25 protein-coding genes are annotated in these 26,852 nt (G+C 70.1%); 19 read left to right on the top strand and 6 right to left on the bottom strand.

What is annotated here, in order from left to right; all coding sequences use genetic code 11:
* Window positions 1-48: 48 nt before the first annotated feature.
* Genes AC3WLZ_RS15925 through AC3WLZ_RS15900 form a run of 6 tightly spaced genes read left to right on the top strand, consistent with a single transcriptional unit; the run spans window position 49 to window position 6,086 of the window.
* A complete protein-coding gene (locus AC3WLZ_RS15925) occupies window positions 49-981 on the top strand; it encodes a carbohydrate ABC transporter permease (RefSeq protein WP_412925897.1) in 933 nt (310 codons plus the stop codon).
* Window positions 978-1,889 (top strand): carbohydrate ABC transporter permease, encoded by a 912-nt coding sequence (locus AC3WLZ_RS15920; protein ID WP_492470718.1) that lies wholly within the window; start codon window positions 978-980, stop codon window positions 1,887-1,889. The genes AC3WLZ_RS15925 and AC3WLZ_RS15920 overlap by 4 nt, the downstream gene beginning before the upstream one ends.
* A 3-nt stretch (window positions 1,890-1,892) precedes the next feature.
* The gene (locus AC3WLZ_RS15915) at window positions 1,893-2,624 is read left to right on the top strand and encodes an SDR family oxidoreductase (RefSeq protein ID WP_492470717.1); all 732 of its coding nucleotides are present in this window, start codon (window positions 1,893-1,895) and stop codon (window positions 2,622-2,624) included.
* A 20-nt stretch (window positions 2,625-2,644) separates the two neighbouring features.
* Entirely contained in the window at window positions 2,645-3,514 is an 870-nt protein-coding gene (locus AC3WLZ_RS15910; protein ID WP_412925894.1) for a dihydrodipicolinate synthase family protein, read from the top strand.
* The gene (locus AC3WLZ_RS15905) at window positions 3,511-4,401 is read left to right on the top strand and encodes a ribokinase (protein ID WP_412925893.1); all 891 of its coding nucleotides are present in this window, start codon (window positions 3,511-3,513) and stop codon (window positions 4,399-4,401) included. The genes AC3WLZ_RS15910 and AC3WLZ_RS15905 overlap by 4 nt, the downstream gene beginning before the upstream one ends.
* A 50-nt stretch (window positions 4,402-4,451) precedes the next feature.
* Window positions 4,452-6,086: a fucose isomerase gene (locus AC3WLZ_RS15900; protein WP_492470716.1), complete on the top strand. Its 1,635-nt coding sequence runs from the start codon at window positions 4,452-4,454 to the stop codon at window positions 6,084-6,086.
* A 160-nt stretch (window positions 6,087-6,246) separates the two neighbouring features.
* On the opposite strand, the gene AC3WLZ_RS15895 is transcribed toward AC3WLZ_RS15900, so the two are convergent.
* Window positions 6,247-6,840, bottom strand: a complete 594-nt coding sequence (locus AC3WLZ_RS15895; protein ID WP_412925891.1) for a hypothetical protein — start codon at window positions 6,838-6,840, stop codon at window positions 6,247-6,249.
* A 142-nt stretch (window positions 6,841-6,982) separates the two neighbouring features.
* Here AC3WLZ_RS15895 and AC3WLZ_RS15890 point away from each other — a divergent pair, with 142 nt between their 5' ends.
* From AC3WLZ_RS15890 to AC3WLZ_RS15875, 4 genes are all read left to right on the top strand, one after another.
* A complete protein-coding gene (locus AC3WLZ_RS15890; protein WP_412925889.1) occupies window positions 6,983-8,710 on the top strand; it encodes an ABC transporter ATP-binding protein in 1,728 nt (575 codons plus the stop codon).
* Complete coding sequence (locus AC3WLZ_RS15885; RefSeq protein ID WP_492470715.1) at window positions 8,707-10,737, top strand: ABC transporter ATP-binding protein; 2,031 nt, start codon at window positions 8,707-8,709, stop codon at window positions 10,735-10,737. The genes AC3WLZ_RS15890 and AC3WLZ_RS15885 overlap by 4 nt, the downstream gene beginning before the upstream one ends.
* Before the next feature lie 306 nt (window positions 10,738-11,043).
* Window positions 11,044-12,252 (top strand): glycosyltransferase, encoded by a 1,209-nt coding sequence (locus tag AC3WLZ_RS15880; protein ID WP_412925887.1) that lies wholly within the window; start codon window positions 11,044-11,046, stop codon window positions 12,250-12,252.
* A gap of 16 nt (window positions 12,253-12,268) precedes the next feature.
* Window positions 12,269-13,531, top strand: coding sequence for a glycosyltransferase family 4 protein (locus AC3WLZ_RS15875; RefSeq protein ID WP_492471000.1), 1,263 nt, complete (start codon window positions 12,269-12,271; stop codon window positions 13,529-13,531).
* Here AC3WLZ_RS15875 and AC3WLZ_RS15870 read toward each other — a convergent pair.
* On the bottom strand, window positions 13,507-13,770 hold the full coding sequence (locus tag AC3WLZ_RS15870) for a hypothetical protein (protein ID WP_492470713.1): 264 nt from the start codon (window positions 13,768-13,770) through the stop codon (window positions 13,507-13,509). The genes AC3WLZ_RS15875 and AC3WLZ_RS15870 overlap by 25 nt on opposite strands.
* Window positions 13,771-13,855: 85 nt before the next feature.
* On the opposite strand from AC3WLZ_RS15870, the gene AC3WLZ_RS15865 reads away from it, so the two are divergent.
* The 5 genes from AC3WLZ_RS15865 (at window position 13,856) to AC3WLZ_RS15845 (ending at window position 18,642) form a co-directional block, all read left to right on the top strand.
* Window positions 13,856-14,878 (top strand): GlxA family transcriptional regulator, encoded by a 1,023-nt coding sequence (locus AC3WLZ_RS15865; RefSeq protein ID WP_492470712.1) that lies wholly within the window; start codon window positions 13,856-13,858, stop codon window positions 14,876-14,878.
* A 233-nt stretch (window positions 14,879-15,111) separates the two neighbouring features.
* The gene (locus AC3WLZ_RS15860; protein ID WP_492470711.1) at window positions 15,112-17,313 is read left to right on the top strand and encodes an ATP-dependent Clp protease ATP-binding subunit; all 2,202 of its coding nucleotides are present in this window, start codon (window positions 15,112-15,114) and stop codon (window positions 17,311-17,313) included.
* A gap of 84 nt (window positions 17,314-17,397) precedes the next feature.
* Window positions 17,398-17,865 (top strand): ribonuclease E activity regulator RraA, encoded by a 468-nt coding sequence (gene rraA / locus AC3WLZ_RS15855; RefSeq protein ID WP_492470710.1) that lies wholly within the window; start codon window positions 17,398-17,400, stop codon window positions 17,863-17,865.
* Between the two features lie 43 nt (window positions 17,866-17,908).
* Window positions 17,909-18,313 carry a VOC family protein gene (locus AC3WLZ_RS15850; RefSeq protein ID WP_412925869.1) on the top strand — a complete coding sequence of 135 codons (405 nt, stop codon included), beginning with the start codon at window positions 17,909-17,911 and terminating at the stop codon, window positions 18,311-18,313.
* Window positions 18,310-18,642, top strand: coding sequence for a winged helix-turn-helix transcriptional regulator (locus tag AC3WLZ_RS15845; RefSeq protein WP_492470708.1), 333 nt, complete (start codon window positions 18,310-18,312; stop codon window positions 18,640-18,642). The genes AC3WLZ_RS15850 and AC3WLZ_RS15845 overlap by 4 nt, the downstream gene beginning before the upstream one ends.
* Window positions 18,643-18,724: 82 nt before the next feature.
* On the opposite strand, the gene AC3WLZ_RS15840 is transcribed toward AC3WLZ_RS15845, so the two are convergent.
* Window positions 18,725-19,309, bottom strand: a complete 585-nt coding sequence (locus AC3WLZ_RS15840) for a nitroreductase family protein (protein ID WP_412925867.1) — start codon at window positions 19,307-19,309, stop codon at window positions 18,725-18,727.
* 187 nt (window positions 19,310-19,496) lie between these two features.
* Window positions 19,497-20,864 (bottom strand): glucose-6-phosphate dehydrogenase, encoded by a 1,368-nt coding sequence (locus tag AC3WLZ_RS15835; RefSeq protein WP_492470707.1) that lies wholly within the window; start codon window positions 20,862-20,864, stop codon window positions 19,497-19,499.
* Window positions 20,865-20,976: 112 nt separating this feature from the next.
* Between AC3WLZ_RS15835 and AC3WLZ_RS15830 the strand changes: the two genes are divergently transcribed.
* The 4 genes from AC3WLZ_RS15830 to AC3WLZ_RS15815 all read left to right on the top strand — a co-directional run bounded on the left by AC3WLZ_RS15830 (window position 20,977) and on the right by AC3WLZ_RS15815 (window position 24,752).
* The gene (locus AC3WLZ_RS15830; RefSeq protein ID WP_492470706.1) at window positions 20,977-22,746 is read left to right on the top strand and encodes a glycoside hydrolase family 15 protein; all 1,770 of its coding nucleotides are present in this window, start codon (window positions 20,977-20,979) and stop codon (window positions 22,744-22,746) included.
* A gap of 41 nt (window positions 22,747-22,787) precedes the next feature.
* Window positions 22,788-23,510, top strand: coding sequence for a hypothetical protein (locus AC3WLZ_RS15825; protein WP_492470705.1), 723 nt, complete (start codon window positions 22,788-22,790; stop codon window positions 23,508-23,510).
* 159 nt (window positions 23,511-23,669) lie between these two features.
* The gene (locus AC3WLZ_RS15820; RefSeq protein WP_492470704.1) at window positions 23,670-24,356 is read left to right on the top strand and encodes a hypothetical protein; all 687 of its coding nucleotides are present in this window, start codon (window positions 23,670-23,672) and stop codon (window positions 24,354-24,356) included.
* Window positions 24,357-24,371: 15 nt separating this feature from the next.
* Entirely contained in the window at window positions 24,372-24,752 is a 381-nt protein-coding gene (locus tag AC3WLZ_RS15815; protein WP_412925862.1) for a VOC family protein, read from the top strand.
* 64 nt (window positions 24,753-24,816) lie between these two features.
* On the opposite strand, the gene AC3WLZ_RS15810 is transcribed toward AC3WLZ_RS15815, so the two are convergent.
* Window positions 24,817-25,944: an ABC transporter permease gene (locus AC3WLZ_RS15810; protein ID WP_412925861.1), complete on the bottom strand. Its 1,128-nt coding sequence runs from the start codon at window positions 25,942-25,944 to the stop codon at window positions 24,817-24,819.
* Window positions 25,941-26,825 carry an ABC transporter ATP-binding protein gene (locus AC3WLZ_RS15805; protein ID WP_412925860.1) on the bottom strand — a complete coding sequence of 295 codons (885 nt, stop codon included), beginning with the start codon at window positions 26,823-26,825 and terminating at the stop codon, window positions 25,941-25,943. The genes AC3WLZ_RS15810 and AC3WLZ_RS15805 overlap by 4 nt, the downstream gene beginning before the upstream one ends.
* Between the last annotated feature and the right edge of the window lie 27 nt (window positions 26,826-26,852).

Raw genomic sequence — 26,852 nt, 5'->3', positions numbered from 1 at the left:
GGCCCCGGCGACGCCGCCGGGGCCCCGTCCCCGACCGAAAGAGGAACGATGGCGACCCTCACCGCCTCACGCCGTCGCGTCACCCCCGCGACCCGAGCCGTCGACTGGATCGACGCGCATCTGAAATGGATACTCATCGCCCCGTCGGTGGTGTTCATCGCCCTGCTGATCGCCTTCCCGATCGGCTACACCGTGTTCCTCTCGATGACCGACTCCGCGGGAGCCGTCTCACGACCGTTCCGGTTCGTCGGGTTCGAGAACTACATCGGCTGGCTGACCGACACCGAGCGGTTCTGGCCGGCCGTCGGGCGCACCGCCTACTTCACCGGCATGGCCCTCGCCCTCGAGATCGTCCTCGGTCTGGCCATCGCGCTCCTGCTACGCAAGACGTTCCGCGGTCAGAGCCTGGTGCGCGTCTTCATCCTCCTGCCCCTGGTGGCCACGCCCGTCGCGGTCGGCATGATGTGGTTGCTCATCTTCGAGCCCTCCATCGGCTTCGCCAACGTCGTGATGCGCTTCCTCGGACTGCCGCCGCAGGGATGGCTCTCCGACCCGTCGATGGCGCTGAACACCCTGATCTTCATCGATGTCTGGCAATGGACTCCGATGGTCATCCTGATCCTGCTCGCGGGGCTGTCCACTCTGCCCGAGGAGCCGGACGAGGCGGCCCGCGTGGACGGCGCGAACGCCTGGCAGCGCTTCCGCCACATCACCCTGCCGCTCCTGGCTCCGGTGATCGCCGCTGCCGCAATCCTGCGGTCCATCGACGCGATGAAGACCTTCGACATCATCTACGCCACCAAGGGCATCGGCGGCGGGTCCAGCCACGAGGCCGAGACCTTGAACATCCTGGCCTACGGGCAGGCGTTCCAGTTCTCCCAGTACGGCAAGGCATCGGCCCTGCTGATGCTCTTCTTCGTCCTGATCATCGTCGTCCTGCTCGCCCTCGCGATCCTGCGAAATCGAGGAGCCCGCTCATGAGCGCCACCCTGACTCCCTCCGCCACCACCCGTCGTTCGGCATCCGCATCGCCCTCGACCGCGGGGTCCCCCATCCCGAAGCGCCGCCGCCCTCGGCCGGCCGCCGTGGTCGGCGGTGTCGCCCGCGTCGTCGCGATCGCCGTGGTCGTCCTGTCGTTCCTGGTCCCGCTGATCTGGATGTTCCTGGCGAGCCTGAAGCGCAACCTCGACGTCGTCGACCCATCCAAGACGTTCTCCTTCGAACCCACCCTTGGCAACTACGGGACCGTGTTCGGCGCGCAGAACTTCCTGCCCATCATCGGCAACAGCATCTTCGTCGGCGCGGGGGCGACGCTGCTGGCCCTGGCCATCGGCGTGCCCGCGGCGTACGGCATCGCCCGGTACAAGGCACGCAGCACGACCGCGTTCCTGCTGATGGCGCGTGTGATCCCGGGGGTGAGCCTGCTCATCCCCTGGTACTTCCTGTTCTCGCAGGTGCACCTGGTGGGCACCTACACCGTGCTGATCCTCACGCACCTGTTCGTCACGATGCCGCTCGTCGTGGCGATCATGTCGAGCTTCTTCGATGGCATCCCCGTCGAGCTCGAGGAGGCCGCTCAGATCGACGGCACCAGCCGGATCGGGGCCTTCGTTCGGGTCGTCCTTCCTCTCTCGGTGCCGGGTGTCGCGACGGCGGCGATCCTGTCGTTCATCTTCAGCTGGAACAACTTCCTCTTCGCGCTCGTGCTCTCCAGCCAGAGCACCAGGACGCTCCCCGTCGCCATCGTCAACTTCACCAGCTACGCCGCCGTCGACTGGGGCGGGCTCATGGCGGCCGCGGTGGTCATCACGGTGCCCGTGATGATCGTGGCGCTCATCGCGCAGAAGTACGTCGTCAGCGGTCTCACCGCCGGCGCAACGAAGGGCTGACGCGTGCCTCGATCAACCGCCTGGATCATCGGGGGCGGCTCCGGCATCGGCGAGGCCGCCGCGTGGGCGCTGGCCCTGGCAGACCGGCATGTGATCGTGTCCGGGCGACGCCAAGGTGAACTCGACCGCGTCGTGAACCGGGTGCGCGCCGCGGGCGGGTCCGCCTCCGCCGCGGCCCTCGACGTCGGGGACCCGTCCGCGGTTCTCGCGACGGCGGAGGCGATCGCCCACCGTCACGGCCCCGTCGGCACGCTCGTCTACAGCGCCGGGACGAACGTGCGGCAGCGGTTCTGGGATTCGGTCGAGCCCGCGGACATCGAGAACGTCATGGATGCCAACCTCCACGGTGCCGTTCGTGCGATCCACGCCGTTTTGCCCGCGATGCGGGAACGACGTGAAGGCAGGATCGTCCTCGTTTCGTCGTGGGCGGCATGGCGCTTCTCGCCGGGGGCCGGCGCCGCCTATTCGGCGAGCAAGGCGGCGCTCGGCGTTCTCGCGGAGACCCTGAACGCCGCGGAAGGACGCGGTGGCGTGACGGCGACGCACCTGTGCCCCGGTGAGGTGTCCACCGACATCCTCGACACCCGCCCCGACCCGCCCTCCGCCGAAGCGCGCGGGCTCATGTTGCGTCCCGACGACCTCGGCGAGGCGATCGCCTGGCTTGCGGGTCTGCCCGCGCGCGTGTGCGTCAACGAGCTCGTCGTCACCCCCGCCGCCAACTCTTCCTACGCCTGATCCGAGCCGAAAGGTCCACCATGTCCCGTCGTGACATCGTCACCGCCATCCCCACCAGCTTCCGCCCCGACGGCGCCCTCGACGTCGACGGGAGCCGCGAGATCTTCCGCTACGTCGCCCGGTCGGGAAACGAGGGCGCGTTCGTCCTCGGGACCACCGGGGAGTTCCCCGCCGTGGACGACGACGAGTTCCGCACGCTCGTGTCGATGGCCGTCGACGAGCTCTCCGGCCACCTGCGGGTCATCGCGCATGTCGGGCAGCCCAGCGCCTACGAGGCCGTCCGCCGCGTCCGTGTCGCGCGCGAGCTCGGGGTGACGGAGTTCGCCGCCCTCACCCCGTACTACCTCCCCGCCACGGAAGAAGCGGTCTACGACTACTTCACGCAGGTCGCCGACGCGGTGGGCGATGGATCGCTGTACGTCTACGTGTACCCGAAGCGCAGCGGCATCCCGGTCTCGCCAGCCCTGCTGGCGCGCCTGGCCGAACTGCCCGCGGTCGTCGGAGCGAAGGTCAGCGAGCTCTCGCTCGACGAGCTCGCCGCGTACCGCGCGGTCGTGCCCGACGACTTCGTGCTGTACACCGGTGCCGACCGTGAGCTCGTGGCCGCCGGAGAGTCGGGGGCGCAGGGCGTCGTGTCCGGGGTGTCGTCGGTGCTGCCGAAGCCGTTCCGCGATCTCGCCCGCGCCGCAGACGGAGACGACGCGGACGCGCTCGCTCGTGCGCAGGCCGCGGTCGACGATGTCGTGGCCGTCATCGGCGGTGACATGGCGCGGATGAAGGCCGCCTACCGGATCATGGGCGTCGCGGACGGAGTCTGCCGTATGGCGCTGGCCGCGCCCGATGACGCCGCGCTCGCGGAGATCGAGCGCGTCGTGGCCACGTACCGGTGACCGCGACGGTCGTCGTCGTCGGTTCCATCAACGCCGACGAGACACTGCCCGTGGCGTCGTGGCCCGTACCGGGGGAGACGGCGCTGCTCACCGGCCCTGTCCTCCGCGGTCTCGGAGGCAAGGGGGCGAACCAGGCGGTTGCCGCGACCCTCGCCGGGGCGGACGTCGCCCTCGTCGGGGCCGTCGGTCAGGATGCCACCGGCAACGACGCCCTGCGGAGCCTCCGCGGCCACGGCGTCGACGTGGACGGCGTGCGGACGGTCCCCGGGTCCACGGGGCGCGCGCTCATCGTCGTCGACCCCCGCGGCGAGAACCTGATCCTCGTCGATCCCGGGGCCAACGCCGTGATCGACGCCGAGATGGTTCGCGAGGCCGCGGGCCACTGGGCCGCCGAGACCGTCGTGCTCGTGCAGGGCGAGGTGTCGCGGGCGGTCATCGACGCCGTCGCCGCCGCGTGCCGCGCAGTCGGTGCCCGGTTCGTCCTGAACCTCGCGCCCTTCGTCGAGGTGGGCGGTGACACGCTTGCGACCGCGGATCCCCTGGTCGTCAACGAGATCGAGGCCGCACAACTCGGTATCGATCCGACGGCGGAGGCCGGGGCATTGCCCGCATGCTCCCTCGTCGTCACTCTCGGTGCCGACGGAGCGGTCGTGCGCACGGCGGCCGGCACGCAGCGGTTGCCCGCCCGTTCGGTCGAGGTCGTCGACACCACCGGGGCCGGCGACGCGTTCGTCGGCACCCTCGCCGCCCGGCTCGCCGCCGGGGCGGATCTGGCCACCTCCGCTGCGGTGGCCACCCAGGCCGCGGCATACGCGGTCGCCCACCGCGGAGCCGCCGCGTCATACGGCACCCGCGAACAGATCGAGCGCTTCGCAGGCGTGCACTGACGACGAGCCCCGCCGTGCATCCCCGCGCCTCCCGAAGAAAGGACTACGCGTTGAACCCTTACACCCTGCCCGAACTCCGCCCCCGCCCCGAGGCGCCGGCATCCACCGCCTATCTGATCGCCTCGGGCGATCTGCGCGAGTCGGCGAACGTCGCCGGCTGGCCGACGCAGGAGGCGATGGAGCGAGCCATCAGCGCCGCCTTCGCCGAGGAGGGATGGACGGTGGTGCGCGCCAACGACGTCGATCCCGCGACCGGACACGGTTTCATCTCGAGCCAGCGCATGGGCCTCGAGGTCTTCACCGGCATCCCGACCGATGCGCCGTTGATCGTCGCCGAGGCGGTGTGGCAGTACTCGCACCACGTTCTCGCCGGACTCCGGACCCACCGCGGACCCGTCCTCACGCTGGCGAACTTCGCCGGCGAGTGGCCGGGACTCGTGGGCCTGCTGGGACTCAACGCGGGGCTGGCGAAGATGGGCAAGGAGCACTCGACACTGTGGTCGGTCGACTTCACGGACGACTGGTTCCGATCCCGTCTCCGGGAGTGGATCGCGACCGGCCGCATCGCCCACGACGTTTCGCACGTCCGGACGCTCCCCGCCCTCCCCGAGACTCCGGAGGTGGAACTCGGCCGCGCGCTGGGCGCCGAACTGCTCTTGGACAAGGCGATCATCGGCGTGTTCGACGAGGGCTGCATGGGCATGTACAACGCGATCTTCGACGACGAGCTGCTCAACCCGATCGGCATCTACAAGGAGCGGCTGTCGCAGTCGGCGCTCTACGCCGAGATGCTGCGTGTGGAGGATGCCGAGGCGGACGCCACGTTCGACTGGCTGACGTCGGCGGGCATGGTGTTCCGGTTCGGCGCCGACCCCGCGACCGAGCTCACGCGCGATCAGGTGCAGTGGCAGCTGAAGATGTACATCGCCGCGGTGCGCATCGCGGATGACTTCGGTGTGGATGCCGTCGGCATCCAGTACCAGCAGGGGCTCAAGGACCTCGTGCCCGCCTCGGATCTGGCGGAGGGAATCCTCAACACGACGGACCGCCCGCCGGTGTTCTCCCGCGATGGGCAGCGTGAACTCTTCGCGGGACGAGCCCTCCCGCACTTCAACGAGGCCGACGAGGGTGTCGCCGTCGATGCGCTGATCACCGACCGCATTTGGCGCGCGATGGGCCTGGTACCCGACAACACGCTGCACGACGTGCGGTGGGGTGAAGACTACGAGGGCCAGTTCGTCTGGGTCTACGAGATCTCGGGGTCGGTCCCGGCCTCGCACCTGGGTGGATGGGACCACGCCGAGGGATGGCGCCAGGGTGAGGTGTTCTTCCCCGCCGGCGGGGCGACCATCAACGGTGTCTCCCGGCCCGGCGAGGTGGTGATCTCGCGGGTGTTCCTCGCGGACGGCATCCTGCAGGTGGACCTCCTTCGCGGCTCGGTGATCGAGTTGCCCGAGGAAGAGACCCGTCGCCGCAAGGAGATGACGAACCCCGAATGGCCGATCGCCCATGTCGTGCTGCACGACATCGACCGCGATCAGTTCATGGCTCGGCACAAGGCCAACCACGCCCAGGTCGTCTACGCCCCGGATGCGGAAACCGCCGACCGTGCGCTCCTCGCCAAGGCGGCGATGTTCGACCACATCGGCGTGAAGGTCAATCTCGTCGGTCGCGTCGCTCTCTAGGCGGCGGCACCGTTGCCCTCGCGGTACGGCTCTCTCCGATCTCTCTCTGCTCGAGGGATCAGCCCGAGCCGTCACCGCGAGGGTCTCCGATGAGCCGCCCCGACCGATACCGCCACCGGTTCTGCGACATCACGAACGCGCTCCGTTCAGCGCGGCGCGCTCACGCCGGATCGAGTCGCAGGACGGTCGCTGCCTCACCGACCCGCAGGTCGTCGACCACGCGCAGGGTGCGGGCGAGGTCGTCCACGGCGCCGATGACCGTGCCGAAGCGCTGGCGGTCGGCGCACACCGCGGTGACGGTGACGAAGTGGGCTCCGGTGTCCCACGTGTAGGTCGCGAACGGCGGCGTGCGCGCGTCGGAGGGGAGCGGCATCGCGAGCTTCTCGCCGACCCCCAGGTGAGGATTGCGGAAGGCCTCGGTGTCGTCGTACTCCATCGGCATCATCGCGCGGGCGGCGCGCAGCTGCGGCGTCGCCTCCTGCAGCTGCGCCATCACGACGAGCAGGTCGGGGTCGCTCCGCCACACCCACACGAGCACGCGGCCCGCGGCTCGGCGCATGAGCAACGGTGCGGCCTGGCTCGCCACCCAGGCGAAGAGCCCGCTGCCGGGGCGCTCGGTTGCGCCGACGGCGCGGTTCGCCTGCGTCAGCAGCATGCGGATCGCGGCCTTGCGGTGTCGGCGTCCGCGCAGGCCGAGCGAGCCGGTGACGGGCACCCAGAGGTCGGCGGGGGCGTCGGCCTGGAGTCGAGGCATGACACTTAGCCTACGAGCCTGGATGCCAGCCTGCCGGGGCCGACGTACGCCTTCCGCGGAAGCACTCTCGCGATGTCGGAGGTTCGTGCCACTCTTATCTCGCGGTGGTCGCACCGCACCGATCTGACACCCGGAGAACGCCGTGCTCGGAAAGCTCCTCATCCGCTATCTCTCGCGATATCGCTGGCTGCTTGTCGCCATCCTCCTCTTCCAGGCGGCGTCGGCCGTCGCGACGCTATACCTGCCGCGCCTGAATGCCGACATCATCGATCAGGGCGTCGCCCGGGGTGACACGGGCTACATCTGGTCGCGCGGGGCGCTCATGCTGGTCATATCACTCGGCCAGATCGTGGCCTCCGTGATCGCCACCTACTTCGCCGCGCGGGCCGCGATGTCCGCGGGGCGCGACATCCGCCGTGACGTGTTCGAACGTGTGAGCGGGTTCTCCGAGCGCGAGCTGTCGCAGTTCGGCGCCGGCTCGCTCATCACGCGCAACACCAACGACGTCCAGCAGGTGCAGATGCTGGCGATGATGGGCGCGACGATGCTCGTGAGCGCGCCGCTCCTCGCGATCGGCGGCATCATCATGGCCCTGCAGCAGGACGTCGGGTTGAGCTGGCTGATCGGCGTCGCCGTCCCGGTGCTGCTCGTGCTCGTCGCGCTGATCATCGCGCGCATGGTGCCGCTGTTCCGCAGCTACCAGACCAAGCTCGACGCCGTGAACCGCGTCATGCGCGAGCAGCTGACCGGCGTCCGCGTCGTGCGGGCGTTCGTGCGCGAGCGCATCGAAGAGGAGCGCTTCCGCGGGGCGAACACCGACATCCTCGTCGTCGGACGCAAGGTGGGGTCGCTCTTCGTCCTCCTGTTCCCGCTGGCGATGCTCGTGCTGAACGTCACCGTGGTGGGCGTCATCTGGTTCGGTGGCATCCAGGTGGATGCCGGTGGTGTCGAGATCGGCACGCTGTTCGCCTTCATCCAGTACGTCGCGCAGATCCTCGGCGGCGTGCTCATGGCAAGCTTCATGACGGTGATGATCCCGCGCGCCGCGGTGTCGGCCGAGCGCATCGGCGAGGTCCTCGACAGCACCTCGACGCTCGAGCGCCCCGCGAACCCGGTCGCCGCGTTCCCCGCCCCCGGCGAGGTCGTGTTCGACGACGTCGCCTTCTCGTACCCCGGTGCCGAAGCCCCCGTCGTGTCGGGCATCAGCTTCACGGCCGCCCCGGGCGAGACCGTCGCGATCGTCGGTTCCACGGGTGCCGGCAAGACCACCCTCATCTCCCTCATCCCGCGCCTGTTCGACGTCACCGGCGGCGCCGTGCGGGTCGGCGGGGTCGACGTGCGCGAGGCCGACCTCGACGAACTGTGGCGGGGCATCGGTCTGGTGCCGCAGCGGCCCTTCCTCTTCAGCGGCACGGTCGCCTCCAACCTCCGCTTCGGCCGCGAGGACGCCACCGACGACGAGCTGTGGCGCGCGCTCGAGATCGCGCAGGGCAGCGACTTCGTCCGAGAGATGGAGGGCGGCCTGGACGCCCGTATCGCGCAGGGCGGCACGAACGTCTCGGGTGGGCAGCGCCAGCGCCTCGCCATCGCCCGAGCGATCGTTCATCGCCCCCGCGTGCTCGTCTTCGACGACTCGTTCTCGGCCCTCGACCTCACGACGGACGCGCGATTGCGAAAAGCGCTGTGGGACGAGTTACCCGACGTCACGAAGATCGTCGTGGCGCAGCGCGTCTCCACGATCACCGGGGCCGACCGCATCGTCGTCCTGGAAGACGGGCGCATGGTCGGACTCGGCACGCACGACGAGCTGGTCCAGACGAGCCCCACCTACCGCGAGATCGTCGAGTCGCAGCTGGGGGTGGAAGCATGAGCACTCCCGATGCCCTCACGGAAGAGGAGCGCGCCGAGCTCGAACTCGCCGAGCAGGCGCGCCAGAACTCCGGCGACTGGAACAGCGTCGCGCCGGGGAAGGCGTCGGCGTTCGGGCCGAGCTTCCGGCGACTCATCGGCCTGCTGCGGCCTCACGCATGGACCTTCGCCTTCGTCTCGTTCCTGGGGGCCGTTGGTGTCGTGCTCGCGGTGCTCGCGCCGCGCATCCTGGGCAACGCCACCAACATCATCTTCGAGGGAGTGGTCTCGAAGTCGCTGGCCCAGGGATTCCCGGAGGGGACGCCGAAAGAGACGGTCGTCGACGCCCTCCGCTCCTCGGGTCAGGGAGACGTCGCGAACATCGTCTCGGCGATGGACAACTTCCAGGTGGGCGCCGGTGTCGACTTCGACGCCCTGCGCGTCGTCATCGTGACCGTCCTCGCGATCTACGTGGGCTCGTCGCTGCTGTCGTGGATCCAGGGTTACGTCATCAACGTGATCATGGTGCGCACCATGTGGCGCCTCCGCGAAGACGTCGAGGCCAAGATCAACCGTCTGCCGCTGGCGTACTTCGACAAGGTGCAGCGCGGCGAGCTGATCTCGCGCGTCACGAACGACATCGACAACATCACTCAGACGATGCAGCAGTCGCTCTCGAGCGCCCTCACCTCGGTGCTCACCGTGGTCGGCGTGCTCATCATGATGTTCAGCATCTCCTGGCAGCTCGCGCTGGTCGCGCTCGTCTCGCTGCCGCTCATGGCGGTGATCTTCGGCGTCATCGGCCCGCGCTCGCAGAAGGCCTTCGGTGAGCAGTGGAAGAAGGTCGGCCGCCTCAACGCCCGCGTCGAGGAGTCGTTCTCGGGTCACGCGCTCGTGAAAGTCTTCGGCCGCGAGAAAGACGCGCGCGAGAAGTTCGAGGTCGAGAACGACGAGCTGTTCGAGGCGAGCTTCCGCGCCCAGTTCCTGTCGGGCATGATCATGCCCGGGATGATGTTCGTCGGGAACCTCACGTACGTCGGCATCGCGGTCCTGGGCGGTCTCATGGTCGCCGGCGGCCAGATCCGCCTCGGCGACGTGCAGGCGTTCATCCAGTACTCGCAGCAGTTCACGCAGCCGCTGTCGCAGCTCGGCGGCATGGCCGCGGTCGTCCAGTCCGGCACCGCCTCGGCCGAGCGCGTCTTCGCGCTGCTCGACGCCGACGAGCAGGAGCCGGATGCTGCGGACGCCTCCGCGCATGTCGAAGGACGCGGCGTCATCGAGTTCCAGTCGGTCCGTTTCTCGTACACGCCCGATCGGCCGCTCATCCGTGACCTGTCGTTCCGTGTCGAGCCGGGCCAGACAGTCGCCATCGTCGGCCCGACCGGTGCCGGTAAGACGACGCTGGTGAACCTCATCATGCGGTTCTACGAACTCGACGGCGGACGCATCCTCCTCGACGGGCAAGACATCGGCGAGTTGCGCCGCGATGACGTGCGCTCTCGCACGGGAATGGTGCTGCAGGATCCGTGGCTCTTCGCGGGCACCATCCGCGACAACATCCGGTACGGCCGCGAGTCGGCGACCGACGACGAGATCGTGGAGGCCGCCGTGGCCACCCGCGTTGACCAGTTCGTGCACTCGCTGCCCGAGGGGTACGACACGGTCCTCGACGAGGATGCCGCGAACGTCTCCGCGGGCGAGAAGCAGCTCATCACCATCGCGCGGGCGTTCGTCGCGCGACCGTCGGTGCTGATCCTGGACGAGGCGACCTCGTCTGTCGATACCCGCACCGAGTTGCTGCTGCAGCAGGCGATGGCCGCGCTCCGCGAGGGCCGGACGTCGTTCGTCATCGCGCACCGGCTCTCCACTATCCGCGACGCCGACCTCATCCTCGTGATGGAGCACGGCGACATCGTCGAGAAGGGCTCGCACGACGAGCTCATCACGGCGCACGGCGCCTACTGGCGCCTGTACCAGTCGCAGTTCGAGAGCGCCGCGGGCGACGAGGCGGCCGCACCCGAACTCGACCCGAGCGTCGCGCGCAGCTGACCTCGCGGCGGTGGGTTTGGGGCGGGATTCTTCGTTTGGGGCGTGATTTCTCCGCCCCAACGGAGAATTCCGCCCCAAACGCGACGCGGCGCGTGCCCCGCTCCACACATGACGCGGCGCGCGACCCGCCCGAACACGACGCGGCGCGTGCCCAAGGCAGCCACCCCGGAACCGGACGCGTCCCGGTATCGCCCATGCCTCAGCGCCTCGGCATCCGGGGTCCCCCGAACCCCCTCGGGTACAGTTGAGGGGCGCATGCACCGCACAGTGCGACCCGTTCCGCCGCACAGATAGGCCTCACCACCCGTGACCACTCCTGCGACGCCCGCCCCCTCATCTTCGGATGACCGCCCTCTGACGGTCCTCATTGGAGCAGACACCTTCCTCCCGCACGTCAACGGTGCGGCACGCTTCGCCGAGCGCCTCGCCGCGGGGCTCGTGGCGCGCGGCCACGACGTCCACGTGATGGCCCCGAGCGCCGGCCACCGCAACACCGGCGTCTTCACCGAAGTGATCGAGGGAGAGCCGATGACGATGCATCGGCTGCCCTCCTGGCGGTTCCTGCCGCACGACTGGCTCACGTTCGTCCTGCCGTGGCGGTCGAAGCACTACGCCCGGCGGGTGCTCGACGAGGTGAAGCCCGACGTCGTCCACATCCAGTCCCACATCATCATCGGGCGCGGACTCGCGCGCGAGGCGCGGAAGCGTGGCATCCCGGTGGTCGCGACGAACCACGTGATGGCTGAGAACATCCTCGACTTCACGACGCTCCCCGACTCCCTCGACCGCATCTTCGTGAAGCTCGCGTGGGCCGACGCCCAGCGCACGTTCGCCCTCACGCGCGCCGTCACCACCCCCACGCGCCGCGCGGCGGACTTCCTCGAGTCGACGATCGACATCACGGGCGTCATCCCGGTCTCGTGCGGCATCGACCGCTCCAACTACACCCCTGACTTCGAGCCGCGCGACGCGAACCGCATCCTCTTCGTCGGACGCCTCACGACCGAGAAGGGGATCGACATCGTCCTCCGCGCGCTCGCTCAGCTCGATCCCGCACTGAACGCCACGTTCGACATCGTCGGCGGCGGCGACCAGCGTCGCACCCTCGAGCAGCTCGCCGAGCAGCTGGGTGTCGCCGACCGCGTCACGTTCCACGGGCACGCCTCCGAAGAAGAGCTACGCGCCCTGTACACGCGGGCCAGCGTCTTCGCCATCGCCTCGATCGCCGAGCTGCAGTCCATCGCGACGATGGAAGCGATGGCATCCGGTCTCCCGGTCGTCGCCGCGAACGCCGTCGCCCTGCCGCACCTGGTCCACGACGGCGAGAACGGCTACCTGTTCGAGCCCGGGAACGTCGAAGAGCTCGCCGCGCGCTTGACCGACGTCCTCACCGCCTCGCCCGACGACCGCCGCCGCATGCAGCAGGCCTCGCTCGAAGGGGTGAAGGTGCACGACATCGGCCGCACACTCGACACGTTCGAGGCACTGTACCGCGGACGCCCCCTGCCGGAGTGACCCCGTGCACGTGGTGATGTTCGCCGACCAGCACGTGGAGTCGCTGGGCGGTGCGCAAGTGTCGATGCGGTTGCAGCGGCGGTTCCTCGAGCGCGCCGGGCACACCGTCACCGTCGTCGCCCCGCGGATTCACCGTCCCGCCCCCGCCGACACGGCCTACGTCGATCTCCCGTCGATCCCGGTCACCCCCGACCGGGAGTACGCCCTGTCGTGGCCCGGCATCCGGACCGATCGTTTCGTGGATGCCGCGATGGCGGGCCGTCCCCCCGTCGACGTCGTGCACGTGCAAGCCGACTTCTGGGGAGCGTTCATCGGCCACCGCTACGCCGCGCGGCACGGGCTGCCCGTCGTGCACACCATGCACAACCGCGTCGACGTCGGGATCGAGGCGACGGCGCCGTTTCCGGGGTTGGTGCTGCGAGTGCTCAACGCGTGGGCGCGGCGCGCTCTGCGCCCGGCGATTCCGGGCCGCGGCGGCGAGGGTGGCCACGACGGCTGGGCCTACTTACGGCGCCTCGCGCGGCTCTCGACCGCGGTCACGGCACCCTCGGCGCATTTCGCCCGACGCCTCGAGGCGCACGGCGCCCTTCCGGCCGGTGGCTCAGCGTCCGGGGTCGGCAGCGCGTCGGGGAGCGGCCGCGCGCCCGCCCCGGGCGTCGGCACGGCCTCGGGAGTCGACGTCGTGTGGAACGGCATCGACGACGACATCCTCGATGCGGCGCTTGCCGCCGGTCCCGCCGGACGCCGCCCGGGACGTCCGCGTTTCGTGTGGATCGGCCGGATGAGTCCCGAGAAGCGGCTGCTGCCCTTCCTCGAGGCGGTCGCCGCGTCCGGAATCGACGCGGATGTCGAGGTGATCGGCGGCGGAGCGCAGCTCCGCACGGCGCGACGCCTCGTGGAGCGCTCGCGGCCGGTGGCATCCATTCGGTTCTCGGGCCGGATGCCGTACGCCCAGACGCTTGAGCGTCTCGCCGAGGCCGACGCGGTCGTACAGACGTCGATCGGCTTCGAGACGCAGGGCATGACGGTGTTCGAGGCGGCGTCGCTCGGGACGCCGGCCGTCGTCAGCGACCCGGACATCGCCGCTGAACTGGGCGCGGGTGTCTGGAGTGTTCCGGATGCCACGGTCCCGGCGCTCGCCGAGGCGCTGCGTCGCGCGTCCGCCGACATCGCGGCGGGGTCGCCGGTCGCGGTGGATCCCACCATCGGGGAGCGGTTCCGGCAGTCGTCGCGCACAGCCGCGATGGTCGAGGTCTACGCCCGCGCCGTGTCGCGCTGAGGGCGACGCACGGAGGGGAGCGCGGTCGGGGTCGCGCTGGCGCGTTCATGCGACATGTCCGTCCCCAACGTCGCGCGATCGTGGGATGCGGTGGGCGCGCGAGCGGCGTGACTGTCCGCCCCACCGGGGAGGCGGCGAGGGTCGACGGGGATGCGGCCGTAGCCGTCGGTACGAATCAGCCACAGCGTTGCGACGATACCGAGGAGGGACAGGATGCCGAGAGCGATGAAGTATGCCATGGCAGATAAGCTACGTCTGTACGAATCATGCCCACGAGTGGCATGATGGACGTCATTCGTCGTATTTCTGCCACCCGGAGGATTCATGCGCTCGGTCGCCGTCGTCGTCCAGCCCGGCTTCGCGCCGTTCGAGTTCGGTCTCGCGTGCGAGGCGTTCGGACTGGACCGCAGCGATGACGGCATCCCGAACTTCGACTTCCGGATCGTGAGTCCGGACCCGGGGGTCGTACCGTCGAACATCGGCTTCTCGATCAATGTCGAGCTCGGCCTCGATGCCGCCGAAGACGTCGACGTCCTGGTGCTCGCGCCCGTGCCGCGGGCTCAATGGGGTGCCATCGACGAGCGCGTGACGGAGCTCGTCCGTCGCGTCGACGCACGGGGCGCGTGGCTGCTGAGCGTGTGCAGCGGCTCGTTCGTCCTCGCTGACGCCGGCGTGCTGGACGGTCGCCGTGCCACCACGCACTGGCGATACGCCGAGACCATGGCCCGGATGTACCCGCGGATCGAGGTCGATCCCGACGTGCTCTACGTCCAGGCGGGCAACATCATCACGAGTGCGGGCACCGCTGCGGGGCTCGACGCGTGCCTGCACCTCCTGCGCCAGGAGCTCGGCGCCGAGCTCACCAACCGCATCGCGCGGCGGATGGTGGTGGCGCCGCAGCGTGACGGCGGCCAGGCCCAGTTCATCGCCGCGCCCCTCCCCGTCGACACGTCGCTGTCTCTCGCGCCGGTCACCGAGTGGATGCTGCAGAACCTCCACGCCGACCTTCCGGTCGAGCGGCTCGCCGCACGCGCACACATGTCGCCGCGCACGTTCGCGCGCCGCTTCAAGGCCGACTTCGGTGCCACACCCGCGGCATGGCTGGCGCGACAGCGACTCTTGCACGCGCAGCGCCTCCTCGAGGAGACGACCCTCGGCCTCGATCGCATCGCCGCCGAGTGCGGCTTCGGTTCCGCGGCCGTGCTGCGGCAGAACTTCGCCCGCACGATGGGACTCACCCCGACCGCCTACCGCGCCCGGTTCTCGTGCGCGGATGAGCCCGCGGCATCCCTCGAGGCCGCGGCATCCCTCGAGCCCGTGGCATCCCTCGAGGCCGTGCCGGCCTGACCTGGTCCGCGAGACTTCCTCGCGCCGACATGTCCCTTGCAGCCTGCGCTGCACTTGTCGGCGCGATGAAGTCTCGCGGGTTCCGAGGGGCGCGGGCCAGGGCGTGCGCCGCGACGAAGGCCGCGTGGTCGGCGCGGCCTTGCGGCGACGCTGCCCCCATTGCCACGCACATCCCGCGCTGCTAAACTTGAGTCAACGCAACTCAAGTTTGCGAAAGATTTCCAGGAGACACCATGAACGCCACCCAGCAGCCGGGGCAGGAGGACGCGCGGAGCGCCCTCGAGCAGTTCGGCATCAACCTCACCGACCGGGCCCGTCAGGGCAAGCTCGACCCCGTCATCGGGCGCGACAGCGAGATCCGGCGCGTCAGCCAGGTGCTCACCCGCCGCACCAAGAACAATCCGGTCCTCATCGGCGAGCCCGGCGTCGGCAAGACCGCTGTCGTCGAGGGCCTCGCGCAGCGCATCGTCGCGGGCGACGTCGCCGAGAGCCTCAAGAACAAAGAGCTCGTCGCTCTCGACATCTCGGCGCTCGTCGCCGGTGCGATGTACCGCGGCCAGTTCGAGGAGCGCCTGAAGAGCGTCCTCAAAGAGATCACCGAGTCCGACGGACGCATCATCACGTTCATCGACGAGCTGCACGTGCTCATGGGCGCGGGTGGCGGTGAGGGTTCGGTCGCGGCATCCAACATGCTCAAGCCGATGCTCGCCCGCGGTGAGCTGCGCCTGATCGGCGCGACCACGCTCGACGAGTACCGCGAGTTCATCGAGAAGGATGCCGCCCTCGAGCGCCGCTTCCAGCAGGTGTACGTCGGCGAGCCGACCGTGGAAGACACGATCGCGATCCTCCGCGGTCTCAAGGAGCGGTACGAGGCGCACCACAAGGTCGCGATCGCGGACGCGGCGTTGGTCGCCGCGGCATCCCTCTCCAACCGGTACATCCCGTCGCGCCAGCTGCCCGACAAGGCCATCGACCTCATCGACGAGGCCGCGTCGCGGCTGCGCATGGAGATCGACTCGGCCCCGCTCGAGATCGACGAACTGCGTCGGCACGTCGACCGCCTGAAGCTCGAAGAGCTCGCGCTCAAGAAGGAGAAGGACGCGGCCTCGAAGGAGCGTCTGGCGGCCCTGCGCGAGACCCTCGCCGCCGAGCAGTCGAAGCTCGACGAGCTGCAGGCGCGCTGGGAGCGCGAGCGCGCGTCGCTCAACCGCGTCGGCGACCTGAAGACGCGACTCGACGCCGCCCGCGTGGATGCCGAGCGCGCCCAGCGCGAGGGCAACCTCGAGCGCGCGTCGCGGCTTCTGTACGCCGACATCCCGGCGCTCGAGCGCGAACTGATGACGGCCGAACGCGAAGAGCCCGCCGGTGACCGCATGGTCAACGACCAGGTCACCGAGGAGGACATCGCGGCTGTCATCGCCGCGTGGACCGGCATCCCGGTGGGTCGTCTGCTGCAGGGCGAGACCGAGAAGCTGCTGCACCTCGAGCGCGAGCTCGGCAAGCGCCTGATCGGCCAGAGGGATGCCGTGAAGGCGGTGTCCGACGCGGTGCGGCGCTCGCGTGCGGGCATCAGCGACCCGAACCGCCCGGTCGGTTCGTTCCTGTTCCTCGGCCCGACCGGTGTCGGCAAGACAGAGCTCGCCAAGGCGCTCGCCGACTTCCTGTTCGACGACGAGCACGCCATGGTGCGCATCGACATGTCCGAGTACGGCGAGAAGCACTCCGTCGCCCGGCTCGTCGGTGCCCCTCCGGGGTACATCGGCTACGAGCAGGGTGGCCAGCTCACCGAGGCCGTGCGGCGACGCCCGTACAGCGTCGTGCTCCTCGACGAGGTCGAGAAGGCGCACCCCGAAGTGTTCGACATCCTGCTGCAGGTGATGGACGACGGTCGGCTGACCGACGGCCAGGGGCGGACGGTCGACTTCACCAACGTCATCCTGATCCTCACCTCCAACCTCGGCTCGCCGATCCTCATCGACCCGACGCTCTCGATCGAGACCAAGCGCGAGCAGGTGCAGGCGCTGGTACGGCAGGCGTTCAAGCCCGAGTTCGTGAACCGTCTCGATGACATCGTCATCTTCCAGGCGCTCACCGAGGACGACCTCGCCCAGATCGTCGAGCTCGCGGTCGACGCGCTGCACAAGCGCCTCCGCGAACGCCGTCTGACGCTCGCGGTCACGCCCGATGCCCGGTCGTGGCTGGCCGAGCGCGGGTACGACCCGGTGTACGGAGCCCGTCCGCTCCGCCGCCTGATCCAGTCCGAGGTGCAGAACCGCCTCGCGATGGCGATCCTCGCCGGCGGCGTCCACGACGGCGATGTGGTGAAGGTCGACGTCGCGAGCGACGGCGAGTCCCTGGTGCTCACGAGCGCCGGTCCCGCCGCCGAACAGAGCGACCTCGACGACGACGTCATCGAGGCCGAGATCGTCGAGTAGACGGATGCTGAGAGGGGATGCCGCGCCGGGTGCGTGGCATCCCCTTCTTCGTGCCGTCGTGGGGTGCGTCGCTACCCTGGCCGCATGACGATCGCGACGGCCGACCTCTACGACGAGCGCGGCGACGAACTGGACTCGCTCTCCCTGCAACTGCTCGACCTCGGGGGCCGCGTGGCCTTCGACGGCCCCATCCGCACAGTGCGCTGTCACCGCGACAACGCCCTCGTGAAGCGGGTGCTCGCGACGCCCGGCGAGGGGGCCGTGCTCGTCGTCGATGGCGGAGGATCGCTCGAGTCCGCGCTGGTCGGCGACCTGATCGCGGCGTCCGCGGTCGAGAACGGGTGGGCCGGGGTCATCGTGCACGGCGCGATACGCGACCGCGCGGCCATGGCATCCCTGCCCTTGGGCGTGAAGGCCCTCGGCTCCAATCCGCGCAAGAGCGCGAAGGACGGCGTCGGCGAGGTCGATGTGCCCGTCACGATCGCGGGGGTCGTCTTCACTCCGGGACGGAAGGTGTGGGCGGACGCGGACGGCGTGCTGGTCGAGCGCTGACGGGGTCTTGACGGCGTACTTCACTTTTGGAAGTATCACGGCCATGAGCCTCTTCCTCACGTGCCCGGTCGAGTCCGTCGAACGGGCGACCGCGTTCTACACCGCCCTCGGCTGGACGCTGAACGAGCAGATGTCCGACCACAACGTGTCGTGCTTCGCCATCGCGCCCGAGCAGTACGTCATGCTCGGCTCGCGGGAGATGTACGCCGCCGTCGGCGGCACCGAAGACCTGATCGGCGGGCCCGACACCCCGTCGAAGATCACGGTGTCGTTCGACCTCGGCAGCCGCGAGGCCGTCGACGAGCTCGTCGAGCGCGCGGGCGCGGCGGGCGGTCGCATAGGCGACACCGACGACTACCCCTTCATGTACCAGCGCCAGTTCGACGACCCCGACGGCTACCACTACTCACCGTTCTGGATGAAGCCGGACGCCGAAGCGGCCGAGTGAGCGATCTCGCCGCGGCCCTCGACGTCGTTGGTGCGCGCTGGGCGCTGCTCATCGTGGCGCGGCTGCTCGACGGTCCTCAGCGCTACGGCGACCTGCAGCGCGACCTCGGCGTCGGCACGAACATCCTCGCGGTGCGGCTGCGCGAACTCGAGGAGGCGGGGGTCCTGCGACGGCTCCCTCTCAAGCACAACACCCGCGCCTACGCCCTGACCGAGCGGGGCGAGGCGTTGCGCGAGGTCATCGTCGCGTTGGGCCGGTGGGGTGCCGGTCAACCGCGAGATCCTATGACCTCGCCGAGATCACCGGACGTTTCGGCGAAAAGCGAGTGATCTCGGCGAGATCCTGTGACCTGGGCGCGGGACGCGCGCGACGGGGCGCGGGGGCGGATGGATGCCTCAGACCGCAGGGGCGTCAGGCGTCGAGGAGCAGCGACTCGGCGATCGGGCGGCGGGTGCGGGGAGCGGACTCGCGGGCCCGGACGGCCTCGTCTGCGGCGGCGGGATCGCCGAAGGCGCCCACCGCGATCACGGTCACGGGCGTGAAGCGCGGGTCGATGTCGAACGCGGTACGCAGGGCATCGCCCGAGAAGCCGCCCATGGTGTGGGTGGCGAGGCCGCGGGCGTGGGCCTCGACGGTGAAGAACGCGGCGGACTGACCCGCGTCGTAGGTCGCCCACGGGCGGGCGTTGCCCTCGGCGTCGACGGTCTCGGCCAAGACGACCAGCAGCGCACCCGCCGTCGGAGCCCAGCCCTGGTTGAAGCCGACGAGCGCGTCGACGACGTGCGCGTGCGCATCGGTTCCGCGGCGGGCGAGCAGGAAGCGCCACGGCTGCGTGTTGTTGGCGGACGGCGACCAGCGGGCTGCCTCGAGGGCGGCGCGCAGTGCCTCTTCGTCGATGGGGGTCTCGGCGTCGAAGACGCGGGTGCTCCAGCGCTCGGCCAGGACGTCGAGGATCGGGACGTCGGTCTGAGCGGTGCGGTCGAGAACGTGTGACATGGGGTACTCCTGGGGGTAAGAACGATGCCGGGGCGCCGTTGACCCAGTCCATCGAACGCGCTTACGGACCCCGGTGTTCCCGTGTGACGGAGAAAGTCGCCGTCACAGACTCCCGCCCGTCACAGACTCCCGCCCGTCACAGACTCCCGCCCGTCACAGACTCCCGCCCGTCACAGACTCCCGCCCGTCACAGACTCCAGTCCGCCGGCCCCGCGGTCCCCGCGGGGTAGCTGTCGAGCGGCACCTCGTCGGCACGCCACGCGTCGATCACCGGCTGGACGATCCGCCAGCACTGCTCGGCGGCGTCACCACGGACGGCGAGCATCGCATCGCCGTCCAGGATGCCGGAGAGCACCTCGCCATAGGCCTTCATGCCGCCCTCGCCGAGGTCGGCCGCGAGCGTCACGCGCTCGAGTTCGAGCGGGTCGTCGGCGCCGTTGACGTTCAGTCCGAGGCTCATCGTGTCGGGGCCGAGCGAGAACGTCAGCACCGAGGGGTCGCTCTCGCCGACGAAGCCGTGGGGCAGATGCCGCACGGGCTTGAACGTGACGGTCACCGCCGGGTCACCGGCATCCGGCCCCAGAGCTTTACCCGAACGCAGGACGATCGGGACTCCCTGCCAGCGGGCCGTGCGCACCTCGACCGTCATCTCGGCGAGCGTCTCGGTCTGGCGCGACGGGTCGACCCCGGGCTCGTCGACGTACGACGGGAAGTGCCGATCGCCGATCGTGCCCTCGGTGTAGCGCGCGCGGCGAGAGTTCTTCACGGGGTCGTCGTCCCACACGTGGGTGGCGCGCAGCACCGCGGCGGTGGCATCCCGGAGGTCGAGCTGGTCGAGCGAGGCCGGCGGCTCCATCGTGACGAAGGCCATGACCTGCAGCAGGTGGCTCTGGATCATGTCGACCAGGGCGCCCGCCTGGTCGTAGTAGCCCGCGCGTCCCTCGAGCCCGAGCTTCTCGGGGTAGTCCACCGTGATCGCGGCGATGTCGTCGGCCGACCACACGCTCTCGACGAGGCGATTGGCGAAGCGCACGCCGAGGAGGTTCAGCACCGTCGACCGGCCGAGGAAGTGGTCGATGCGGAACACCTGGTTCTCGGGCACGTGTTGCGCGACCTGCACGTTGAGGGCGTGGGCGCTCGCCTCGTCGGTGCCGAAGGGCTTCTCGAGCGCCAGGATCGTGCCCGTGGGGATCGTGACGTCGCCGAGCGCCACACAGGCCTTCTCGGCGACTGCCGGCGGGACGGCGAAGTACAGCGCGGGCCGGCCCTCCGCGGCATCCAGGAGCGCCTGCAGGTCGGCCGCCTTCGTGATGTCGGCCCGGGTGTAGGTGGTGTCGGCGACCTTGTCGAAGGCTCCCTCCGCGCCCATCGTCGCGAACGACGCGCGCACGACGTCACGCCAGTGGTCGTCGGTCCAGTCCTCCATGCCTGCGCCGTGCAACCGCAGCGAGCGGTTCGGCTCGCGCGTGAGCAGCTGCCCGAGGGCGGGCAGCAGGAGGCGCGAGGTGAGGTCGCCCGAAGCGCCCAGGATGATGAGGGTGGTGTCCGCAGGCATGGGGCCACCGTAGCGCTCCCCTGCGACACTCACGGTCGCTTGCAGCGGGCACACGGATGCCGCTAGCGAGATGCTCGGCCGTGAAGCCGGCATCCCTGCCACAATCACGAGGGTGAGTACCGCGATCGAGGACTACGCCGTCCTCAGCAACTGTCGATCCGCCGCCCTCGTCTCCCGGGACGGCAGTGTCGACTGGTTGTGCCTGCCCCGGTACGACAGTGCATCGATGTTCGGCGCGCTGCTGGGCGACGAGTCGCACGGGGCGTGGTCGCTGCGTCCGACCGACCCGGATGCCACGGTCACCCGCCGCTACGACGACGACACGTTCGTGCTCGTCACGCGCTGGGAGACGTCGACCGGCGTCGCCGAGGTGCACGACGCGATGCCGATCGACGAGGGGATCGAGGCGCTCGTCCGGCGCGTGGTCGGGATCTCCGGCGAGGTGGACTTCGTCAGCGAGGTCCGGTTCCGGTTCGACTACGCCCGCGCGGTGCCGTGGGTCCGTCAGGTCGGTCAGGGTCACGAGCACGCGATCCTCGCCGTGGCGGGCCCGGATGCCGTGATCCTGCGCGGTCCGCGCCTGATCGCCGTCGACACCGCGCACCGCGCGCTGTGGACGACCGTGGCGGGGGAGAGCGTGGACTCGGTGCTGTCGTGGGGGCCGTCGTGGCGTCCGGCGCCCGCCCCGATCGACGTGGATGCCACGCTCAAACACACCGTCGAATGGTGGGCCGCGTGGGCGCGGCGCGTGCAGGCGGCGGGCGAGCACGCCGAGCTCGTCACCCGCTCGCTCCTCGTTCTGCGGGCGCTGACGCACGCCGAGACCGGGGGCATCGTCGCCGCGGCCACGACGTCGCTCCCCGAGTCGTTCGGAGGCGAACGCAACTGGGACTACCGCTACGTGTGGCTCCGCGACGCCGCCCTCACCCTGAGCGCGTACATCGACCACGGGTACCTCGACGCGGCGCACCGGTGGCGGACGTGGCTGCTGCGCGCGATCGCCGGCGACCCCGCCGATGTGCAGATCATGTACGGCGTCGCGGGGGAGCGCGACCTTCCCGAGCGCGAGATCACGAGCCTCCCCGGGTACGACGGTGCCCAGCCGGTGCGCATCGGCAACGGCGCGGTCAACCAGTACCAGGCCGATGTCATCGGTGAGGTCATGGTCGCGCTCGAGGCCGCGCGCGACGCGGGCGTGGAGGAGACGTCGTTCTCGTGGGCGCTGCAGCGGGCGCTGCTCGACCAGCTCACGCAGTGGTTCGACCGCCCCGACAACGGCATCTGGGAGATGCGTGGCGACCCGCACTTCTTCACCCACTCGCGCGCGATGGTGTGGGCGGCGTTCGATCGTGGCATCCGGGCCGTCGAGCAGAACGGGTTGGACGGCGAGGTCGACACGTGGCGGGAGATGCGCGACCGCGTGCGGGCCGACATCGACGCGCACGGGGTGCACGTCGGCGGGTGGTTCACGCAGCACGCCGACACGGACGAGGTCGACGCCTCGCTGCTGATCCTCCCGCAGGTGGGGTTCTGCGCGTACGACGATCCGCGGATGCTCGCCACCGTGGAGCGCATGGAGCAGACCCTCATGCCCGATGGCTGGCTGCTGCGGTACCGCACGACCGGCGTCGACGGTCTCGCGGGCGACGAGTACCCGTTCCTGGCATGCTCGTTCTGGCTCGTCGGCCAGTACGCGCACACGGGCCGCCGCGACGACGCCGTCGCCCTGATGCGCCGGTTGACCGCTGTGGCGAATGACGTCGGCCTGCTGTCCGAGGAGTACGACCCGCGAGGCAAGCGGCAAGCCGGCAACACCCCGCAGGCGCTGTCGCATCTCGCGCTGGTCGGCGCGGCGGACGCCCTGGGGGCGACGGCTTCCTGACAACCGCCCCACCCGGGTCGCCACGGTTCTAGAGTCGGGGCATGAGCGACGATGACGTCGAGCTGACCCGCCTGCGCGAGCGCGTGTACGGCGACAATGACACCCCGGCGACGGCGGAGGAGATCTCCCGGCTGGCCGCCCTCGAAGAGGGGATCCGCGCCCGGCGCTCGCCGGCTCCGACTCCCGAGACGCAGCCCCGATCCGGAGCGTCCGCTCCGCCCACCGTCCCGACGGATCTGCCGCAGCCCGTCGAGGACGGCCAGACGGATGCCAGGGCCCACCCCCACCGCGCGCTCGCAGTCATCGCGGCACTCACCGCGGCGGGAGTGCTGCTGGGGGCGGGGTACGCCGCCGGCGTCGGCATGCCCGCGTTCGTCGGAGCCTCGCCCACGCCGTCACCGACCTCCGGGGCGCCATATCCGGAGTTGCGTTTCCCGCAGACGGACGACGACGTGATCCCGGTCAGCATCATCGACGACAGCAACATCGACCCCACGAGCACCCGGTACATCGCCGTGATGCGCGGCTTCCGCGTCTTCCTGGCTCAGCGGGAACGGGGAGGGGGCGTCTGTGTGGTGACCCTCATCGTCGTGAACGACCAGCCGTGGTCGGCGGGATGCACGACCGGGGGACCGTTCGACGACGGTGCGGTGTTCGGCGTCGACAGGAACCTGAATATCGCGCTCGGCGACACGTCGCGCATGTCGGTCCGCGGCACGCCCGTGCGGCTTTCGGAGTCGGTGACGGCGTACGTCAGCGACTGACGGGGCGGCCGCTGGTGTGCCGCGGCGCAGGCGGCCCCGGCTGGCGCTGCACAAGCTCCGTGATCTGCGCAAAGTCAGTGGGTTTCGGCGGATGCCACTGAGCCGCTGCAGATCGCTGAGCGCACGCCGCGAGGTCCGACACGCGCCTAGAGTCGTCGCATGAGCGACGACGACGTCGAGCTCGCACGGTTGCGCGAGCGCGTGTACGGCGGGCGGGGGAGTGCACCCACGCCCGACGACATCGCGCGGCTGGGCGCGCTCGAGGACCGCGCCCGCACGGCGACCCGAGTCAACGAGCCCCCTCTCGCCGGTGGGGCCGAGCCGCGGTACCCCGAGACCGACGCGTCAGGAGCCGACGAGCCGCCTCGCTCCACCTCCCGCCCCGTCCTCCGCGGCATCCTCACGGCCCTCGCCGCGGTCGCCCTGGTCGGTCTCGGCGTCGCGACCGGGTACGGGCTGGCGAACGCTCCGGTATCGGCGGACTCGTCCGCGGCCGACCTGCCCGAACTCGCCTTCGTCCAGACCGCGGAGGACGTGATCTCCGGCGACATCCTTTCGGACAGCGGCATCGACCCGGCGAGCATCCGCTACATCGCCACGATCCGCGATTTCCGTATCTACCTCGCCCTGCCCGACGACGGCGACGGTCGCTGCGTCGCGGTCTTCACCTCCAGCGACAATCGGCCTTGGTCGGCGGGGTGCGCCAGCGGCGCACAGCCCGGCGCGGCGGTCTTCGGCGTGGACGAAAAGCTCACCGTCGCCATCGACGACCCGGCCGACGACACCGTCGCGGGCACCCCGATCCGACTGTCCGAGAGCGTCACGGCCTATGTGAGGCCGAACTAGGGAAAGGGCACGACCATGTTCCACTCCGAGGGGGCCTTCTCCGGCTTCGCCGTCGACGACCTCGACGCCGCCCACCGCTTCTACGCCGATACCCTCGGCCTGCGCGTGGAGGTGCTCGAGGGGTCCGGTTTCCTCCGACTCCATCTGGCATCCGGGGGGAGCGTGCTCGTCTATGGCAAACCGCATCACGTCCCGGCCACGTTCACGGTGCTGAACTTCCCCGTGGCAGACGTCGAGGCCGCCGTCGACGACCTCCACGCGCGCGGCGTCGAGACGAAGATCTACGACGACGCCGACTTCCCCACCGACTCGCGCGGAATCATGCGCGAGGGCGGCCCGCTGATCGCCTGGTTCCGCGACCCCGCGGGGAACGTCCTCGCCGTCCTCGAGGAGTGACGGAAAGCGGGATGGATGCCAGAAGCCGTGGCATCCATCCCGCCGGTGACCGGGCCCGAGCCGGTCAGCCCCGCAGCGCCTCTGCCAGCTTGACGCGGGCCCCCATGCGCAGCAGGGAGTTCTGGTAGATGCGGGCGGCGATCGCGATCGCCGCGATGCACGAGGCGATGAGGATCAGCAGCGAGAGCACCGGCTCCCACCACTGGGCGTCACCGAGGTACATCCGCAGCGGCATCCCCACCGGTGCCGAGAACGGCACGTACGACATGATCGTCAGCACGACGGGGTTGTCGTTGAAGAAGATCACGAGGAAGTACGGCGCCATCACCAGCATCGTGATCGGGGTGGTCGTGGCGCCGATGTCCTCCTGGCGCGACACCATCGCGGCCGCGGCGGCGAACAGCGACGCCAGCAGGATGAACCCGAAGAGGAAGAAGATCGCGAACCACGCGATCGGGGCGCCGAGGGCGCTGAGCACCCCGACCTGGTCGGTGACCGCCAACCCGATCACCGCCACCGCCGCGAGCAGAACGATCTGGGCCATCGCGAGGATCGTGTTCCCCAAGACCTTTCCGGCCAGCAGGGCCCGCACTGGAATCGCCGAGATCAGGATCTCCACGACCCGCGTCTGCTTCTCCTCGACGACGCTCTGAGCGATGGTGCCGCCGAAGGTGCTCGCCGCGATCAAGAACACGATGCCGAAGCCGAGCGCGATGAGGTAGCGGAGCGCATCCGCGGCACCCGCGCCGGGGTCGATCGTCTCGACCTCCGGGGTCTCGCTGAGCAGCTGGAGAAGCGCGGCGGGCACCCCGTCCTTGACCACGACGGTGTAGTCGAACGCCGGGTTGGTCGACCCGGACACCAGGGCGGCATCCACCGTCCCGTCCTCGACGAGCGCGCGGGCGGTGTCGTCCGAGTCAGCCACCGTCGCGTCGACTCCGGCCAGCCCCGACAGAGCCGGCTGCGTCTGGTTCGTCACGGCGACGGGGATGCCACTGCCCCCGGCGTCGCGCGCGGCGAAACCGCCCCACAATACCGACGCGAGGGCGGCGACGACGAGGATCGCCGTCGAGATCACGAAGACCTTGCTGCGCAGCTTCGAGCCGATCTCGCGCTCGGCGACGAGCCACACGCTCTTGAGCTCGCTGGGGGTACCGCGGGTCGTTCCCTGCGACGTCGCTGTGGTGCTCACTGGATGACCTCCTTGAAGATGTCGGCGAGGCTCGGTCGCTGCGGCGCGAAGCTCGCGACGTCGCCGCGGGCCACCGCCTCGCGCAAGACCGCCTGCGCCGCAGCGTCGTCGGCGGCGTCGAAGACGGCGTACCCACCGTCGAAGTCCATGACCGTGACCCCCGGCCGGTCGCGCAGCCACCCCGCGTCCCCGCCCGAGACGAGCTCGTAGCGGTGGGTCGCGTGCTGCGCGCGGAGGGCCTCGCGGCTCCCCGCCGCGCGGATCGTGCCCGCCGCGATGATGACCAGGTCGTCGCACAGCCGCTCGACGACGTCGAGCTGGTGCGACGAGAACAACACCGCCGTGCCGGTTGCCGCTTTCTCCTGCAGCACGCCCGCCACGACGTCGACGGCGAGGGGGTCGAGTCCCGAGAAGGGCTCGTCCAAGATCAGCACGTCCGGCTCGTGCACGAGCGAGGCGGCGATCTGGGCCCGCTGCTGGTTACCGAGCGACAGCGTCTCGACCAGGTCGCCGAGGCGCTCGCCGAGGCCGAGACGCTCCAGGAGCGCGGTGGCCTTGGCGGTGGCCTCGGCCTTGCCGAACCCGTGCAGACGCGCGAGGTAGGCGATGTGCTCGGCCACCTTCATCTTCGGGTAGAGGCCGCGCTCCTCCGGCATGTAGCCGAAGCGGCGTCGGTCGGAGGCGGTGAGCTCGGCCCCGTCGATGGAAACGGTGCCGGCATCCTTGCCCAGAACGCCGAGCGCGATCCGCATGGTCGTGGTCTTGCCCGCGCCGTTGCCGCCGACGAAGCCGGTCAGCCGCCCCGGGGCCACGGTGAAGCTCACGTCGTCGAGCACGCGGCGTCCGCCGTAGCTCTTGGTGATGCCGTTCAGTTCGAGCACGGTCCACCCCTTTCTGGTGATGGACTC

This window comes from Microbacterium sp. FW305-3-2-15-F-LB2, from assembly GCF_058787255.1.
The sequence above is the reverse complement of the archived record's forward strand: the minus strand, read 5'-3'. Positions and strand labels throughout refer to the sequence as shown.

Excerpts from the sequence above, each read along its gene's own strand:
- AC3WLZ_RS15820 (WP_492470704.1), top strand. The coding sequence starts at position 23,670 with ATGAGCGACGACGACGTCGAGCTCGCACGGTTGCGCGAGCGCGTGTAC.
- AC3WLZ_RS15825 (WP_492470705.1), top strand. The coding sequence starts at position 22,788 with ATGAGCGACGATGACGTCGAGCTGACCCGCCTGCGCGAGCGCGTGTAC.
- AC3WLZ_RS15840 (WP_412925867.1), bottom strand. The coding sequence starts at position 19,309 with ATGTCACACGTTCTCGACCGCACCGCTCAGACCGACGTCCCGATCCTC.
- AC3WLZ_RS15865 (WP_492470712.1), top strand. The coding sequence starts at position 13,856 with ATGCGCTCGGTCGCCGTCGTCGTCCAGCCCGGCTTCGCGCCGTTCGAG.
- AC3WLZ_RS15875 (WP_492471000.1), top strand. The coding sequence starts at position 12,269 with ATGTTCGCCGACCAGCACGTGGAGTCGCTGGGCGGTGCGCAAGTGTCG.
- AC3WLZ_RS15860 (WP_492470711.1), top strand. The coding sequence starts at position 15,112 with ATGAACGCCACCCAGCAGCCGGGGCAGGAGGACGCGCGGAGCGCCCTC.
- AC3WLZ_RS15885 (WP_492470715.1), top strand. The coding sequence starts at position 8,707 with ATGAGCACTCCCGATGCCCTCACGGAAGAGGAGCGCGCCGAGCTCGAA.
- AC3WLZ_RS15835 (WP_492470707.1), bottom strand. The coding sequence starts at position 20,864 with ATGCCTGCGGACACCACCCTCATCATCCTGGGCGCTTCGGGCGACCTC.
- rraA (WP_492470710.1), top strand. The coding sequence starts at position 17,398 with ATGACGATCGCGACGGCCGACCTCTACGACGAGCGCGGCGACGAACTG.
- AC3WLZ_RS15895 (WP_412925891.1), bottom strand. The coding sequence starts at position 6,840 with ATGCCTCGACTCCAGGCCGACGCCCCCGCCGACCTCTGGGTGCCCGTC.
- AC3WLZ_RS15870 (WP_492470713.1), bottom strand. The coding sequence starts at position 13,770 with ATGGCATACTTCATCGCTCTCGGCATCCTGTCCCTCCTCGGTATCGTC.
- AC3WLZ_RS15925 (WP_412925897.1), top strand. The coding sequence starts at position 49 with ATGGCGACCCTCACCGCCTCACGCCGTCGCGTCACCCCCGCGACCCGA.
- AC3WLZ_RS15920 (WP_492470718.1), top strand. The coding sequence starts at position 978 with ATGAGCGCCACCCTGACTCCCTCCGCCACCACCCGTCGTTCGGCATCC.
- AC3WLZ_RS15850 (WP_412925869.1), top strand. The coding sequence starts at position 17,909 with ATGAGCCTCTTCCTCACGTGCCCGGTCGAGTCCGTCGAACGGGCGACC.
- AC3WLZ_RS15910 (WP_412925894.1), top strand. The coding sequence starts at position 2,645 with ATGTCCCGTCGTGACATCGTCACCGCCATCCCCACCAGCTTCCGCCCC.
- AC3WLZ_RS15815 (WP_412925862.1), top strand. The coding sequence starts at position 24,372 with ATGTTCCACTCCGAGGGGGCCTTCTCCGGCTTCGCCGTCGACGACCTC.